At 45.3% G+C, this 16,390-nt stretch carries 14 protein-coding genes; 4 read left to right on the plus strand and 10 right to left on the minus strand.

The genetic code is table 11. The annotated features are described in order from the left end of the window. Positions 1–12 precede the first annotated feature (12 nt). Together prpB and AAEU32_RS00195 are read right to left on the minus strand one after the other, a co-directional pair. A complete protein-coding gene (gene prpB / locus AAEU32_RS00190) occupies positions 13–891 on the minus strand; it encodes a methylisocitrate lyase (RefSeq protein ID WP_421968535.1) in 879 nt (292 codons plus the stop codon). Between the two features lie 28 nt (positions 892–919). Beyond that, the gene (locus AAEU32_RS00195) at positions 920–1,603 is read right to left on the minus strand and encodes a GntR family transcriptional regulator (RefSeq protein ID WP_421968536.1); all 684 of its coding nucleotides are present in this window, start codon (positions 1,601–1,603) and stop codon (positions 920–922) included. A gap of 226 nt (positions 1,604–1,829) precedes the next feature. Here AAEU32_RS00195 and rsmF point away from each other — a divergent pair, with 226 nt between their 5' ends. Next, positions 1,830–3,269, plus strand: a complete 1,440-nt coding sequence (gene rsmF / locus AAEU32_RS00200) for a 16S rRNA (cytosine(1407)-C(5))-methyltransferase RsmF (protein WP_421968537.1) — start codon at positions 1,830–1,832, stop codon at positions 3,267–3,269. Positions 3,270–3,602: 333 nt separating this feature from the next. Here the strand turns inward: rsmF and AAEU32_RS00205 are convergent, their stop codons facing one another. Further along, positions 3,603–5,849, minus strand: coding sequence for a TonB-dependent receptor (locus AAEU32_RS00205; RefSeq protein ID WP_421969037.1), 2,247 nt, complete (start codon positions 5,847–5,849; stop codon positions 3,603–3,605). A gap of 290 nt (positions 5,850–6,139) precedes the next feature. Here AAEU32_RS00205 and AAEU32_RS00210 point away from each other — a divergent pair, with 290 nt between their 5' ends. The 3 genes from AAEU32_RS00210 (at position 6,140) to AAEU32_RS00220 (ending at position 10,070) form a co-directional block, all read left to right on the plus strand. Then, positions 6,140–7,153: a LacI family DNA-binding transcriptional regulator gene (locus AAEU32_RS00210; RefSeq protein ID WP_421968538.1), complete on the plus strand. Its 1,014-nt coding sequence runs from the start codon at positions 6,140–6,142 to the stop codon at positions 7,151–7,153. Positions 7,154–7,259: 106 nt separating this feature from the next. Continuing rightward, positions 7,260–8,516: an MFS transporter gene (locus AAEU32_RS00215; RefSeq protein ID WP_421968539.1), complete on the plus strand. Its 1,257-nt coding sequence runs from the start codon at positions 7,260–7,262 to the stop codon at positions 8,514–8,516. 9 nt (positions 8,517–8,525) lie between these two features. After that, entirely contained in the window at positions 8,526–10,070 is a 1,545-nt protein-coding gene (locus AAEU32_RS00220) for a trehalase family glycosidase (RefSeq protein WP_421968540.1), read from the plus strand. A 3-nt stretch (positions 10,071–10,073) separates the two neighbouring features. On the opposite strand, the gene AAEU32_RS00225 is transcribed toward AAEU32_RS00220, so the two are convergent. From AAEU32_RS00225 to pabC, 7 genes are read right to left on the minus strand one after another with little or no spacing between them, the layout of a single operon-like run. Further along, positions 10,074–11,909, minus strand: a complete 1,836-nt coding sequence (locus AAEU32_RS00225; RefSeq protein ID WP_421968541.1) for a metallophosphoesterase family protein — start codon at positions 11,907–11,909, stop codon at positions 10,074–10,076. A 21-nt stretch (positions 11,910–11,930) separates the two neighbouring features. Next, positions 11,931–12,710 (minus strand): TatD family hydrolase, encoded by a 780-nt coding sequence (locus AAEU32_RS00230; protein WP_421968542.1) that lies wholly within the window; start codon positions 12,708–12,710, stop codon positions 11,931–11,933. Between the two features lie 37 nt (positions 12,711–12,747). Beyond that, a complete protein-coding gene (locus AAEU32_RS00235) occupies positions 12,748–13,074 on the minus strand; it encodes a PilZ domain-containing protein (protein ID WP_421968543.1) in 327 nt (108 codons plus the stop codon). 13 nt (positions 13,075–13,087) lie between these two features. Then, complete coding sequence (gene holB, locus AAEU32_RS00240; RefSeq protein WP_421968544.1) at positions 13,088–13,987, minus strand: DNA polymerase III subunit delta'; 900 nt, start codon at positions 13,985–13,987, stop codon at positions 13,088–13,090. Further along, positions 13,987–14,610 carry a dTMP kinase gene (gene tmk / locus AAEU32_RS00245; RefSeq protein ID WP_421968545.1) on the minus strand — a complete coding sequence of 208 codons (624 nt, stop codon included), beginning with the start codon at positions 14,608–14,610 and terminating at the stop codon, positions 13,987–13,989. Before tmk ends, holB begins: the two co-directional genes overlap by 1 nt. After that, positions 14,600–15,589 (minus strand): endolytic transglycosylase MltG, encoded by a 990-nt coding sequence (gene mltG, locus AAEU32_RS00250; RefSeq protein ID WP_421968546.1) that lies wholly within the window; start codon positions 15,587–15,589, stop codon positions 14,600–14,602. Before mltG ends, tmk begins: the two co-directional genes overlap by 11 nt. After that, positions 15,583–16,389, minus strand: a complete 807-nt coding sequence (gene pabC / locus AAEU32_RS00255) for an aminodeoxychorismate lyase (protein WP_421968547.1) — start codon at positions 16,387–16,389, stop codon at positions 15,583–15,585. The genes mltG and pabC overlap by 7 nt, the downstream gene beginning before the upstream one ends. Position 16,390: the final 1 nt, after the last annotated feature.

The following is a 16,390-nucleotide window of genomic DNA, read 5'->3' on the forward strand; positions in this document are numbered from 1 at the left end:
GTTGAAACTCGTTTATTTGTTTTTGCCTTGAGCAAAAAGAGAGTCGAGCTTTTGTTCGTATTCGTGATAGCCAAGATAATCGTACAGCTCCATACGCGTTTGCATGGTGTCTATGACCGCTTTTTGATCGCCGTTCGTTAAAATTGACTTATAAACATTTTCTGCGGCTTTATTCATCGCACGGAAGGCTGAGAGTGGGTAAAGCACCATGTCTACACCCCATTCGCCTAATTCTTTTGCGTTCCAAAGCTCGGTTTTGCCAAACTCGGTGATGTTGGCGAGAATTGGCACATCAAGCGCCTGTGCAAATGCGCGATAGTGTTCTTCGGTTTGTACTGCTTCTGCGAAAATGCCATCAGCACCTGCTGCAACGTAGGCTTTTGCGCGTTCAATTGCTGCTTCTAAGCCTTCTTGAGCAAATGAATCGGTACGCGCCATGATGAAGAAGTTTTCGTCAGTACGAGCATCAACTGCCGCTTTAATACGATCAACCATTTCATCAACAGATACGATTTCTTTGTTAGGACGGTGACCACAGCGTTTTTGTGCTACTTGGTCTTCAATGTGCACCGCTGCGGCACCTGCTTTTTCCATGTCACGGATAGTTTTCGCAATGTTGAATGCGCCGCCCCAACCCGTGTCGATATCGACCATCAGTGGTAAATCACACGCTGAGGTAATACGTTGCACATCAGCAATCACATCGTTTAGCGATGTCATACCTAAATCTGGAAGGCCATATGATGCATTCGCCACACCACCACCTGAGAGGTAAATCGCTTGGTGGCCAAGTTGCTTCGCCATCATTGCACAGTAGGCATTGATAGTGCCGACAATCTGTAGTGGTTGATTCGCCTTAAGGGCGTCTCTGAATTTCTTTCCTGCGGACATGGTTAACTCCTGCTTTGAACGGTTGCGGTTATTGCGCCGCGTTAAATTTATTTTCTATGTTATTCATTGAATAGCTGATGTGACGCTTCATAAGCATCTCTGCCAGCTCACCATCGCGATTAGCTATGGCGTTAATAATTGCTAAATGCTCATCGAATGCTTTGGATACTCGTGGACCAGTCATTCCCATCTGCACACGGTACATACGAATAAGCTGATATAAGTCGTGATAGAGCAAGCTAAATAAGTGCTCATTCTTTGAGCCTTTGATGATGCGATAGTGAAAGTCTAAATCCCCAGCCTCTTGGTAATAAGACTCTCCTTCTTTCACTCGCTGCTCATGTAGGTGCTTGTTTAACAGCCCCTTGATGTCGGCAATTTCATCATCTGCCATATTTTGAGCGGCCAATCGGCAAGCCAAACCTTCAAGTGCTGCTCGCACCTGATACACCTCAATAAGACGCTCAGGTGTTAGTGCCACAACACGGCAACCAACATTTGCTTTGCGCTCAACTAAATTACACGCCTCTAAACGATTCAAGGCATCACGCAGGGTTGCGCGCGATACACCAAAACGTTTGGCGAGCTCAGGCTCGGATATTTTTGAGCCCTGCGCGATATCACCTTCAACAATGGCACGGCGCAGATTAACAAAAACTTGATCAGCAGCAGTGGTCACTTGTTCACTAGGTTGAGTTGATTGATTTGTCACGCCATTCTCAAATTGTCGACAATCTTGGCATGTACTATGGGAGAGTGAGGGGTGTTTGTCAACAAGGGCATCCAGATATTGTCGACATAAATTGTATTTATAATGCTTAAACTGCCAGCTTTGTCTAAATAAACACCAATTCTGTCGACACTTCAAAAACATCGGCATTCACAACAGTGATGCGATACACTATAGCCTGAATCTAAGCCCTGCTTTATCCATATCTATGAACAGTAATACTTATATCCCTGATGCATTTATTGATGATGTAAAAAGCTACATCCCTGAACACCTCACTATTGAAGACTTCATTAAGAGTTGCCAAACACCTCTCAAACGCGCGGTGCGAGTGAATACGTTAAAAATGTCAGTCGATGCGTTTGAGTCAGAATGTGCAAAACGAGATTGGATAATCACCCCTGTGCCATGGTGTGACACTGGCTATTGGCTTGAGCGCCCAGCAGCAGAAGAAGACGCGCTGCCACTGGGACGCACAGATTTGCACTTAAGTGGATGTATCTACGTACAAGAAGCAAGCTCAATGTTGCCTCCCATGGCACTCAAAGACACCTTGAAAGACGCGCATACTGTGTTAGATATGGCTGCGGCCCCGGGGAGTAAAACATCACAGCTTGTGGCTATGTTAGATAATGAAGGCTTCTTGGTTGCCAATGAGTATTCTTCTTCACGACTTAAAGCGCTTAGTGCCACTCTTAAACGCGTCGGCGCCCACAATGTTGGCCTCACTCACTTTGACGGCGCCGTATTCGGCGATTATATGCCTGAAATGTTTGACGCCATCTTACTTGACGCTCCTTGCTCAGGTGAAGGCACCGTAAGAAAAGACGCCGATGCTCTAAAGAACTGGTCATTGCAGTCAAATGTCGACATTAGTGACGTACAAAAGGCTTTGATCAAAAGTGCATTTCATGCCCTCAAAGTAGGTGGTACACTGGTTTACTCAACCTGCACGCTAACTCCCATTGAAAATCAGGCTGTGTGCCAATATCTGCTGGAACAATACAAAGGCTTGATAGAGGTTCAATCTCTACATGACTTATTCCCAGACGCCGATAAAGCAGCAACAGAAGATGGGTTTCTTCATATTTGGCCACAAATCTATGACAGTGAGGGCTTTTTTATTGCAAGATTCAAAAAAACAGGTAGCCAAGCCGTCAGTGAGCCAAAAAACAAGAAAGGCGCATTCCCTTTTTCTCCCATGCCCACGAAACAATCTGCCACATTTATACAGCAATTAAAAAAGCAATTTGCTATCAACGCACTCCCCGGTGAAATATACATTCGCGATAAAGAAGTGTGGCTTTTTCCAAACGTTGACAATGAGCGTCTGCTGCACAGCGTAAAATACTCACGTATAGGTATACAAATTGGGTCTACGCATAAAAATGGTGTGCGTTTGGAGCATGAATTTGCCAGCTGTCTAGGACATTTAGCCAAGCAAAACGTATTTGACCTCTCTTCCGAGCACGCAGCAGATTACTTCAATGGTAAAGATATTCGTCTGCAAACCCCCACTACACACACAGGCGAAGTGATCCTACGCTTGAGAGGCGCGAGTGTCGGTTTAGGGAAGTGGCAGAAGAACAAAATTAAGAATTCTTTAGCGCGTGATTTAATTCTTGATGGCATGTTAATAACTTGGTAATAACTTGGGGAGATAACAGGGATAAGCTCTGTACCATTTTCTTGAAACACTCCCCACAATATCAGTAAGCCATTGTTTTTTAATTGAATATTTTATATGAATTTTTATTTCACTTTTGGCTATGTGTTAACTACAATTAAGAAGACTTTCGCTTCTCCCTAACGTAAGTGAACAGTTTATTTAGTTAGCGCACGGCTCATAATGAGCCATTCCCCTAGGCCCAGGACAATGCGGATTCGTCCTGGGCGTTTTTTATTTTATGACCCCAAAAACAAAAAAAAGCCGCCTAGTAGGAGGCGACTTTTGATTTGAAGTGGAAACAAATTGTTGCGATTAGAACGCGTATGAAACCGAGAATTTCACGCTACGTGGCAAGATATAGCGGCCATTCGGAGCAGTTAAACTACGCGGATCACCCTCAGTTAAACCTTCTTCATCTGTGATATTGTCAATTGACAGAAGTAATTTAACATTTTCAACAGGCTCAAGTGTTGCGCCTAAATCTAGCTTTTCATAACCATCTAAAGTAACAACGTTTTCATTATTACCGTAGCGATCATCAACTGCACTTAGCGTACCGTATACACTTGCGTACATACCATCGACTTCAAAGTCATAGCTTGGTGTCATACGAATTTGGTAGTTGGGCTGACGTTGAATCTGATTGCCTTCATTAACAGGGCTCTCAGTGATTTCACCGTCTTGCAGCGTTGCGTTTAAGTTCAAGTTGAAACCAGACTCGTGTGCATAATTAAAATCAATTTCTACACCGTAGGCTTCAGTGGTGAAAACCTCCACTGGTCCACCAAAGTTACGCTGGAAAGTGTCACCAACAAATTCATTGGCAAAGAATGTTGCATATAAATCAACACTGTCGCCCATGTATTTATAGCCCACTTCCGCCTGTTTCACTTCTTTGATTAAGTCCTCACCACCGGTGTAAGCACCGTAGTTGTCACGGAAGTCATCAAAGTAAGGCATCTTGTAACCTTGGTTGAAGCGTACAAACATACCTTGGTTGATATCAAACTTGTAGTCAGCACCTAGGGTCCATGATGTTTTACGTTCACTGTACTCGACGTACTTTGACGCAGTGCCATCAAGACCTTCATCCACCGAATACTCAACCTCATGCTTTTCTGAGCGCACGCCCACATCAAGTGTTAAGTCATCCGTTGCGAACCACTTCTGAGTAGTATAAAACGCCAATGTTTTAGCATCCCCTACACTGCTAATGTCATAGTTCCAGCTACAACCAGAAAGCTCGAAGTTACACGCAACACCTTCGAGCATTTCGCCGCCTTGTTCTACTACGTGGTAAGCAGAGTTACCCAGTGCCCACCAATCTTTTGCTGAGGTGGTCGCTGTGTACATGCCATAAGAACTTGACCAAGAGTCAAAGTCTTTACTTACAGCAAGGTCATTAACAAAGGCTTCAATTTCTTTTTGCACAATCCAACGGCCGTAGTCTTGAACGATAGTGTCGCCACTGTATTCAATTCCTGTTACAGCACCCGTTGCACTTAGACCATTATCAGCAACGGTAGACAGAGCCACTGCAGTACCGTGAGGTACTAAGCCAATCGTATTTGCATCACCCTTGGTCAAACCAAAACGGTCAATCAATTCCCAGCCATTGCCTAACTCTAGCTTCAAACTACCACCAGACACAGAGCCGTCCCAACCACGACCCTCGCCGAGATCATATTCAACCGCTTCGTTATTTACGCCAGCATATACAGTCGCGTAACGGTTTTTAGTGCCTATCTGCGTAAAGCCACCATCAACACCATCAACATTCAGTGGTGTAGGCAGATACCAGGCACCACGGTCATCGGTAACGCGAGTGAAGATGTTAAACTGGCCATTGTCGAATTCTTTAGTGATATTGATAGTAAATTGGTTGCCCTTTTCAGAATCAAAACCAGCATCACGAATACCAGGTGAACGCTTCACGTAACCACCCACCATAAAGTAAAGATCTTTTGCTAACTCACCACTTAAAACTGCATCAACACGGTTTAAGCCATAATCTGACGTGGTGTACTTAACTGAACCTTCAGTGTCTTCATAGCCGCGTTTAAGACTGAAGTTTGTTGTTAAACCCGGTTGACCATTAGATACAACGGGGTTTGGACCACCTCGTAGACCTTCCATTCCTGAGATAGTGTCATCAAGACGGAAAATTGAAGAGTTTTCCAAAAATGATAGTGTTGGCGCAGGGTAAACTGGCACACCTTCAACACTCAAGGTTAAAAACGGTGCATCACCACTGCCTGGGAAACCACGCACAAAGACGTTCGCTCCCGATTCACCACCGGAGCTTTCAACCCACACACCTGGAACTGATTTGAATAAATCAGCGGTACTCTTTGGAGCTAAACGCTCTATCTTCACTTCATCGAGGTTAGTAACAGCAAAAGCAGCGTCTACTTTGCGTATACCTCGACCACCGGCCGTACCCGATACGATAATCGTTTCTATCTTGGCATCTTCACTCGCTGCTTGCTCTTGAGCTTGCGCGCTAAATGCTAATGATACAGCTAGACCAATGGTGCTTAGCTTCGCTGTGAAGTTCATTCTCTTAGATGTTTGTTTAGTATGTTGTGCCACGGGAACCCCCCACATGTTGACTAATTTAATTATTGCCAGTGACATCTCTGTCATGCATTGGAATAACTGCTCGTTGAGCCACATTTATACCGATGCTTTTTTAAACATAGCGACCAATGCAAACGTTTGCAATAATTAATTTACTATTCTGTTAAAAAACGTTCCAAATTGGAAACATTCGCATCACATACATAGACTTACACCCAGTGCCGCGCTAAGCTAACCACTGACAAACTGTACGCGATAACAAAAAATCAATGCAAAATAATAAGTTAAAGTTAGCCGACCTTGCTAAAATTGCAGGTGTTTCTACCTCAACTGCTTCTAGAGCGCTCAATAACAGCCCGCTTATTAAACGCGAGACACGTGAATACATCCAGCAATTAGCCAAACAACACAATTTCTCGTTGAACGCTGCTGCAAGTCGTTTAAGAGCACAAAAAACCAATGTTATCGCGGTGTTATTGAACTTAGATGACTACACAGAGCAGTCTGTTGATGACCCCTTTTTGCTTAAAGTTGTCAGTGATATCAACCTAGCTGTGAACCGCCAGGGTTATGAGTTACTGCTGTCCAATTCCTATATGGCCGGACAAGACTGGCATGGCTATTTCATAGATGGGCGCCGTGCCGATGGCTTGATTGTTATTGGTCAAGGTAAACAACAACGCCTAATAGAAGCTGCCGCTGAGGCTAAAACGCCAATTGTTGTTTGGGGTGATCCCATCATAGCAAGCAACTACACTGTGGTCGGTAGTGATAACTATAACGGCGGTATAACCGCTACCAAACACCTTATCAATCGTGGTGCGCGACGTTTGTTGTTTATTGGTGACCCAGCTCACCCTGAATTAAGTGAGCGTTTCAGAGGCTTTAACGAATGTTGCGAGTCCTTAAGCAAACAACACCCACTACAATGGGAGCTATTAAAAGCGGACATAACATGTGATGCTGCATACGCGGCGATAAACGCGAGAATTCTAAAGCAAGGGCTTGATTTTGATGGGATATTTGCGTGTAGTGACATGTTGGCACTCGGTGCTATCAAAGCCCTCAAAGAGCGCTACGTCAGCATCCCTAATGACGTACGTATTGTCGGCTTCGACAATATCAGTATGGCAGATATCAGCTCCCCTTCTTTGACCACTATTGCCCAAGATACGCGGGCTGCCGCCTACCTCTTAGTGCAAAAACTGATCACGCAACTCGAAGGTAAAAAGGTCGAGAGTGAACAGTTGCCAATTACCCTAAAGCAACGTCAATCTAGTTAATAATCAACTAGTTAATATCAAACTTTACAATTTATTAATGCAAACGATTGCAAAGGCTATTCTTTGACGCTAGACTCAAGTGAAAAGCTCCAATCAAGGTTAATAAATGAACGACGTTAAAGCCTCTAGAATTCGTATCATCGTGGCGATGATCACCTGTTACTTTCTCTTTGCGATATTACTCAATAGCGTCGGCACGGTTATTCTTCAGGCGATTCACACGATGAATGTTTCTAAGCCACAAGCCGCGAGTCTCGAGGGCTTTAAAGATTTACCCATTGCCTTGGTATCGTTCTTTGTTGCTTCCTTTATCCCTCGTATCGGCTATAAAGTTGCACTAATATTGGCCCTAACGGCCACATTGGCAGCATCATTAATGATGCCTACCATCGGCACGTTTTGGATGTTAAAACTGCTGTTTGCGACCATAGGTGGTGCGTTTGCCTTAGTGAAAGTTTCGGTGTATGCCCTCGTGGGTCAAGTTACCGACAATGCGCAACAACATTCGAGCCTGTTTAGCTTTGTTGAAGGAATGTTCATGGTGGGCGTTCTCAGTGGCTACTGGTTTTTTGCCTGGTTTATAGACCCTCAATCACCAATGGCGTGGCTAAATGTTTACTATCTGCTTGGGGCATTTGCTCTGTTTACCCTACTCGTTGTTTTACAAGCTCCGATTCAAAAGGTCGAAGTCAATGAGTCGCATCACCAAGGTGGTTCGCTGCACGAGTTTTTATCCATGATAAAATTGTGCGCGCAATCTTTGGTGCTGATTTTCGTTATCTCAACCTTTCTGTATGTGCTTATTGAACAAAGTATCGGAACCTGGTTACCTACATTCAATAATGAAGTGCTGCACATGCCTGTTGATATCAGTGTGCAGCTCACCAGCATTTTCGCTGCTAGCCTCGCCGTTGGGCGTTTATTAGCTGGCACAATTTTGCGCTACATTGGCTGGTACACCTTGGTTAATATCAACTTGGTGATGATGGCTGCACTTGTGGTGCTAACCCTACCGCTTACCGCGGCTTATGAACCTCAAGAAGTATCGAGTATTTTTGATGTCCCGTTTGCAGCATTACTGATGCCACTGATTGGTTTGTTCATGGCCCCCATTTACCCTATTTTAAATTCCGCTATGCTCAGCAGCTTACCTTCACACCAACATGCGAAAATGACAGGCTTAATCGTTGTGTTCTCGGCTCTTGGTGGCACCTTCGGTTCACTGATCACCGGCATGCTGTTTGCTAAACTCGGCGGTGTTAATGCTTTTTATAGCGCGCTTGTGCCTATCTCCCTCATTGCAATCGCGCTGTTTTTCTTCAACAAACGTACCAAGCTCATCCAAGCTAGCGCTGCGGCATAGGAGTTTAATATGCAATTTTTCCACACTCCTCTTTTTCTCGCTGTGCAACAGTCAAATATATTTGCTGACAGTAAGGCCTTTGCAGATGCCATTCCTAAAGTAAGTTGGGAGCAAGCGTGTGCCTTATATGAGCAACAGTTACCCAGTGGCAATGCATTATCTGATTTTGTTGATGCGCATTTTACATTTGCTGCCAAACCTGAGCTTGAGCTACTCGGTAAGATTGATACGGTAGACGAGTACATTAGCACCCTGTGGGAAAAACTCGCCCGCCCACCCACTAAAGAATCTCAGGGGTCATTACTCGCGCTGCCGCACACATACACAGTTCCCGGTGGGCGATTTAATGAAATCTACTATTGGGACACCTATTTTACTGCGTTAGGTTTAATGGATCAGGGTAACGTTGTGCAAGTTGCCAGCATGCTCGAAAACTTTATTAACTTAATTAATAAATACGGTCACGTACCCAATGGCAACCGCAGTTATTACATCAGCCGTTCACAGCCACCGGTATGCTCGTTGATGGTCGACTTGCTATGGCCCCATTACCATGTGGATTGTCGCTGGGTGGCTCGCGTAACTAAAGCGCTCGAGCGCGAGTATACATTTTGGATGTCACAAGAAGCGGAGCCATTCGGTGGCCGCGTTGTTACCATGCCATGTGGCGGTTTGTTGAATCGATACTGGGACAATGATCCCAGTCCACGACCTGAGTCCTATAAAGAAGACATAGCTGAAGCACAACACATAGATTCACAACATAAAAAGGCGTTCTACCGCCATATCCGCGCAGCGTGTGAGTCGGGTTGGGATTTTAGTAGCCGCTGGCTAGCCGACCCACAAAAACTTGAGTCTATTCGCACCTGCGATATTGTGCCTGTAGACTTAAATGCGCTGATGTTTCAGTTAGAAAAGTGCCTTGCTACGTGTTATAAGCACCACAACAACATGCCAAAAGCAAACCATTACCAAGAACGTGCGAGTAAACGTAAGACGCTGATCAACACTTACCTATGGGATCCTGATTCTGGGATTTATTTTGACTGGGTATTGAGCGAACAACAACGCAGCACAGTACAATCTTTGGCAACGACCGTGCCCCTGTTTTGCGAGATGTGCTCTGAGCAACAAAGCTATGACATTGGCGGCGCGCTAGCTAACACGTTTTTAAAAGAAGGTGGTCTAGTCACAACAGCTATCAGTAGCAAGCAACAGTGGGACTCTCCCAATGGCTGGGCACCGCTACAGTGGTTTGCTGTAGCTGGATTATTGAAGCATGGGCAACAAGAGCTCGCCTTTGATATCGTTGAACGCTGGCTGGCAATGATTGAGGCAAGTTACGCGCAAACCGCTTGCCTGTTGGAAAAATACAATGTGTTAAATTGGCAACAGATTGCAGGCGGCGGTGAATATGTGGTGCAACAGGGCTTTGGCTGGACCAATGGCGTAACAAGTCGATTTTATGAATTACAAAAAGCCCGACAAGTAGGCGATGAGCACAAGTTACAAAAGCTTTTCGCAAGTAACTTACCTACTCTTGTCATCGCTTAGGCATCACAACTCATATTCAGTTACTGAGCCGTCACTGTGAAACAAGCGGTAGCGGCTAAGTTGTGCCTCTTCTAATTCCACCAAACTTATGGCCGCATGACTGACCAAATGTTTTTGTGGCCCAGTGGTAGTATCGTGCTTATCGACCTTCATATGCCAACGCTTGGTAAACAAGTTCAGTGGACTACTTGGTGCGTATAAGAGTGAATCAAGCCTGTCTAAAAAGTTAATCAGCTTACGCGGAAACTCATTTTTAATACCGCTGGCGGTCAACTGCCAGATGCGATTATCACGACCACCAAAGCGCGCTTTGACTGAAAAGCAGAATGAGTAATGCACATCGCCTGAAAGTATAATGGTCTCATCGGGCGTCTCTCCTCGTCTAAAAATATCCAACAATTTTTTAGCCGAGCCTTCATGAGCCATCCAATTTTCACAGTCCACCATCAGCGGCTTACCGCAAAGGGTAAATAGCGCTTGAATAGCCTCAATGGACTTTACTCCAAATACTGGCGCAGGAGAGACTAACAACACCTTGTCTGTGCCCTCTAGAGTATTTTCCAGCTCTAACAACCGTTGCCAATCTAATAAGCCCGATGGCTCATTAAAGTCACTTTCGTTGCGCCAACGGTGAGTACGGGTGTCGAGCACCACAACTTTAGGTGTGGTCGGCAATTCATAATGCCAATAGTCATAATCAAGCAAAGACTGTTGGAGTGCCTTTAATTGCCATTGGCGGTCAATGCAATACTTATCAAGTGCCTGTAAAAATGGGAAATTAGCGCTTAAATCCGTGTTCCCCCAGCCTTGAAAAAGTGCGTAAGACAGCATCGCATTACAAATGATGCCGCGACTGGCATCATGGGTATATACTGCCTGCTCCCAATTTGCTGTTAAGTTCCAATCATCAGTGACATCATGATCATCAAACACCATAAGCGTACTAACATGAGCCATAAGTCGAGCCGCATGGATCTGCGTATCAGCAAAACGCGCAATGTGGTCGCATTCATTATCAAAGCGCGCTTTGTGTGGGTGCGACGTGTCAAGGCGCATTGTTTCAAAGTCAATAATTTGCCATACAGGCGCTGAAAAGCTCAGCAAATAAAGCGCTATAAATTCTTCAAAATGAATAAGGTGATTGGCACTTTTAACACTACTGAAGTGAGGCTCATCTTTTCGTAACCAATACCCTGAATCCCATTTAGACAACGCATGCCACGGTGTTTTAGGCAGTACAGAATCACGTGAATACAGCATGCCATAAACGTCTTCACAGCCCTCTAAAAGACGGCTTTGCTCTTTGTATATACCGAGCAAATCAATAAGTTGATGTATTGCCAATAACATTGGCCCAGCCACATCATCCGCATAGATTTGGTCCCCAGATAAGATCAAGAGCTGAGGTCGCTGCGATGGGTCACCCGACACTGCCTCATTAACGAGGTTATCAGCTTGAATGAGTGCATCATCGCTGTAATGATGTGGATTACGACATGAACCATGTAACACCTTACTCAGAGCACTTGGCACAACCACAGAGGGTGATTGCACACTGCCATAGCAATAGGCGCTTAAATCAATCGGCGTGTGATTATCGTAGAGTGAATATGTAATTGGCGTATCACACACAAACGAACCACTGACAGGCGTTAGCGTACAACTGTAGAGAAACAAACGCTCCCCTAACCGACTTTGATGTATTTGTTGTTCGATGTCGACTCCATCGATGGCAAAACGAGGGGTGATTTGGCGCGAAGTTGCCAACTGAAAGCGAATAAAGTCACTTTGCGCACGGCGCAGAAGTGGGCCTAGTAGCAGCAGCGGTATCTCTGTCATGTTACATGGCCCCAATTCAGATTATTGCCTGTTTATACCGCTGAACAAGCGATAGAAGTTATCTGTGGTTGCCGTTGCTAACTCTTTGTAGCTAAGCCCTTTGAGCTCTGCAATATAGTAAGCAACATCTTGCACATAGGCTGGTTGGTTAGTCTTGCCACGATGTGGAACCGGCGCCAAATACGGCGAGTCTGTCTCTATAAGCAGCCTATCAAGTGGAATGTGTTTTACCACATCACGCAATTGCTCAGCATTACGAAATGTCACGATCCCTGAGATTGAGATATAAAAGCCCAGATCCAGCGCTTTATTCGCCATGTCCAAATCTTCGGTAAAGCAATGCAACACCCCACCACAGTTTTGTGCGTTATGCTCTCGCATCAGATTAATGGTGTCATCTCGCGCATCTCGGGTATGGATAATCAATGGCTTGTTAAGTTCATTAGCGACCTGAATATGGCCTACGAAACTTTCCTGTTGCACAGTGCGAGTCTGCTCACTGTAGTAATAATCGAGTCCTGTCTCACCAATGGCAACCACTTTGTCATGCACTGCCAAGTGACGCAACAAGTCGATATCTAACGCGTCTTTCTGATCGAGTGGATGGACCCCACACGAGGCCGACACATCAGCAAAGTGCTTGATCTTTTCCAGCATTTTAGGAAATTGCTCAAGCGTAACGCTGACACACAAAAAGTGTTCCACATCTTTAGCTCGCGCAGCATCAAGCACACCGGCTAAGTCTGTATCTAGTTTTTCGAAATCCAGTCTATCGAGGTGACAATGAGAATCTACAATCATGGAGTTACTACAAGTTTGGGTGTAAGGCGCGAGCGCCTTACATGGTGTATGTTGGATGGCCTGAGTTTAACATAGTGCCAAGCATCTTTTCGATTTTGTCTTTAAGATGTGATTTGTCATCAATAAAGCCAATGCCGACGCCCGGAGGGTTAGAGCTTTGCGCTCCGATTGGTGTAACCCACACCACTTTTCCTGTTACTACGTCATCATCAAGTGAATCAGGAAGCGTCACTCGCAGTGCCAACGACTGCCCCATCTCGTAGTTCATGTTCGTGCGCACAAACAAACCGCCTGTTTTCAAATAAGGCATGTAACAACGATATAATTCATCCAAATCGTCTAAATCGACAAGTAGCTCTTGCACAACGGCTCCTTTGTTATCCTAATTCTTGCTTCAGCCCACGCATTAATTGCGACAACGCTAAAGTCATATTTAATCCGGGTGTTTGCACTAAATGTTCACTGAAATGCTGCAAATGAGCATGACAGCGTGTTAATTGTTCATAGGCTAGCCCTTGATAGGACTTTTGCAGTAAAAACTGACTCATAAACAGCCTAAAGATAGCAATATATTGTGAGTTTTGCGCCAAAATATCAACTAGCTTTTGCTCATCCGTGTTCATTTGGTCATTATAAACCGCGTCATACAAAGCCTGTATTTGCGCTAACTCGCCATTATCTTGCCAGCTTTTAAGCAACAAAGGCTGAGTATGGTACATGTGGGCAAAGTGATACGCCTTGGCTTCACCGACATTGTCTGATAACCATTGGTTCAGCTCAGATGTATCTGCAACACTGACTTGTTGTTTCGCACAACGGCTCAAAATGGTTGCTGGCAAGCTGGAAATGTTGTCTGTCAAAAGCCACAAGTAACAATGATTATTTGGCTCTTCCAACGTTTTTAATAATGCATTACTCGCCGCTACTGTCATACGATGTGCATTAGGAACGATGACACACTTAGCGCCACCTTGTTGCGCACTATGCACAATGAAATCACTCACACTGCGAATGGCATCAACGCCAATGCTCGAGCCCTCTTCACTGAGTACTAGCAAGTCAGGGTGGGTACCAGCACCGTTTAACTTGCACCCCTTACACTCGCCACATGGCTGCATATTTAATGGCTGCTCACACAGTAAAGCTTCGCAAATACTCTGGGCAAGAGCGCGTTTACCTGTGCCCTGTGCACCATGTAATAAATGGGCATGGTGCAATCTGCTTTGCTGGTGCTGCAGCGCATATTGATTAAGTAAAGGACTCAGCCAAGGGTACATTAATTTCTCGCTATAAAGTCGTTAATGACGGCAGTTATCGCTTGGTGAACGTCGGCCATAGACTGACTCGCATCAATAATGTGAATACGTTCATCATGCGCAGCCAAGGCAAGGTATTTTTCGCGCGTACGCTCAAAGAAGCTAACATCTTCTTGCTCGATTCTATCTAGTTCGCCGCGTCCTCTCGCTCTTTCTAAACCAATAGCTGGGTCGATATCTAAATACAAGGTTAAATCTGGACGCATACCACCTAATACATAATCAGATAAAAACGCCATCACCTGCTCACTCACCCCTCGGCCTCCGCCTTGATACGCTTGCGAGGATAAATCGTGGCGATCGCCAAGTACCCACGTGCCCGCGTCCAAAGCTGGGCGAATAACGTTTTCAAGCAGCTGAGAACGCGCGGCGTACATAAGTAGCAACTCTGTTTGCGTGCTAATGCGCTCGCCTTGGCATTCTTTAACGACACTACGCAGTTGCTCGGCAACAGGGGTGCCACCAGGTTCTCGAGTGGTTATGAACTCACGGTTTGCTTGGCTCAATAAATCTGCGCATACGCGCATCGCAGTTGACTTTCCACTGCCCTCAAGCCCTTCAATTACAATAAATTTAGCTGCCATTTCGACTCTTTAACTGATACTGACGAACGGCTTGGTTATGTTCTTCAAGCCGTTTTGAAAATTGGTGACTACCATCGCCTTTGGCGACGAAGTAATAATAATCTGACTGCGCCGGTTGCACCGTAGCCATTAACGCCTTGCGCGATGGCATAGCAATGGGTGTAGGCGGAAGTCCATCGATTCTGTAGGTGTTGTAAGGTGTTACTTCACGCAGGTGGCGGCGAGTAATATTGCCATCAAAATCGGGGCCAATCCCATAAATCACCGTCGGGTCCGTCTGCAGGCGCATGCCTTTATTTAAACGGTTAACAAACACAGAAGCAATTAACGGTCGCTCACCTGCCGCACCCGTTTCTTTTTCTATGATAGAGGCGAGAATGAGCGCTTCATAAGGGGTTTGAAGTGGTGAGCTTTGTGCTCGCTGTTGCCACGCTAAAGCCAACTCTTGCTCCATTTTATTATAGGCGCGCTTGAGGATCTGTTGGGCTGTTTCGTTAGCATGATAATGATAGGTATCAGGGAATAGTTTACCTTCGAATTGCTCATTCAATGGCTTACCTAAAAAAGAGTCGCCCCATTTTAGCGGCTCTGTCACAAATTGTGCTTCTGCTAAACGCGCCAATACCTGACGCAAATTATCACCTTCGATAATGGTAAAGCTAAATTCGTGCTGTTGACCTAGGGCAATTTTACGAAATGCCGACAGGACCGTACCGGGCTGAATTTGGTACAAACCTGCCTTGATATCAGTGAGGCTAGGATCTAATTTAGCCATCAATTGAAAGCGCCAACATTCACTAAGCCAATTTTTGGCTTGCCATTGTTGGCACAGCTTATTAAAACCGGTACCTGTCGCTACCTCCACTAATTGGCTTTGCTCGATACGCAGCGGGGTATTTATTGTTTGCTGCAGTTGATAGTAACCAAATGAGCAAACACCTAACGCCAGCAGCAACACAGCAACAACAACCCTTAACATACTGAAATCCCATACTTTGCCATAAGGCTTTGACTAATATCTAAATTATAACTGTGATGCGCAATACGTGTAACAGGCACCAACCCCATTAAACTGTTGCAGCAAAATACCGCTTCCATGGTAAACAATTGCGCCAATGATAGCTTACAACTGGTAATGGCGAGCCGGTGTTGTAAATGGCTCAGATACACGCCTTGGATACCTGCTTGTGTGAGCTCTGGCGTAAACCATTGCCCTTGATGGTACATAACAAGGTTTGCACTGGATGTCTCAATGACATTGTCAGTGGTGTCCAACACCAATAGGTCGTCACTGCTTTGCTGAGCGGCTTCTTGTTTTATGAACACCTGCTCGAGGCGGTTAAGCGTTTTCAAACCTGCGAGCAAAGGTTGCTGGGCTAGGCGAGTTTTCGCCACAGACAAGGTCACACCTACTTTGCCAATCTCATGATAAGACTCAGGATAAGGGAGTAAGCGCACCACCCGAGTGGGCTGAGCATCGCTTGGCGGGGTATAACCACGACCACCGTTACCACGCGTGTACATTACCTTAAGCACACTGTGTTGTGTGGTGTCGCCCTCAAGCAATTGATTGATATCTTTATCGAGCGCACAAAAATCGAGTTCACCGAAGCCTAGACGCTTGGCACATGAAGCCAATCGCTGTTGATGAAGAGGCCATAATTCAATCTGTCGGGCACAGACTTTAGCGGTGGTAAAAAAACCATCGCCATAATTTAAGCCGCGATCTGAAATGTCTATTACGCCAGCTGGGTCGCCGTTTATAATTGTTTTTGTCATA

The sequence above is a fragment of the Pseudoalteromonas maris genome (assembly GCF_049257235.1).
Lineage (GTDB): Bacteria > Pseudomonadota > Gammaproteobacteria > Enterobacterales > Alteromonadaceae > Pseudoalteromonas.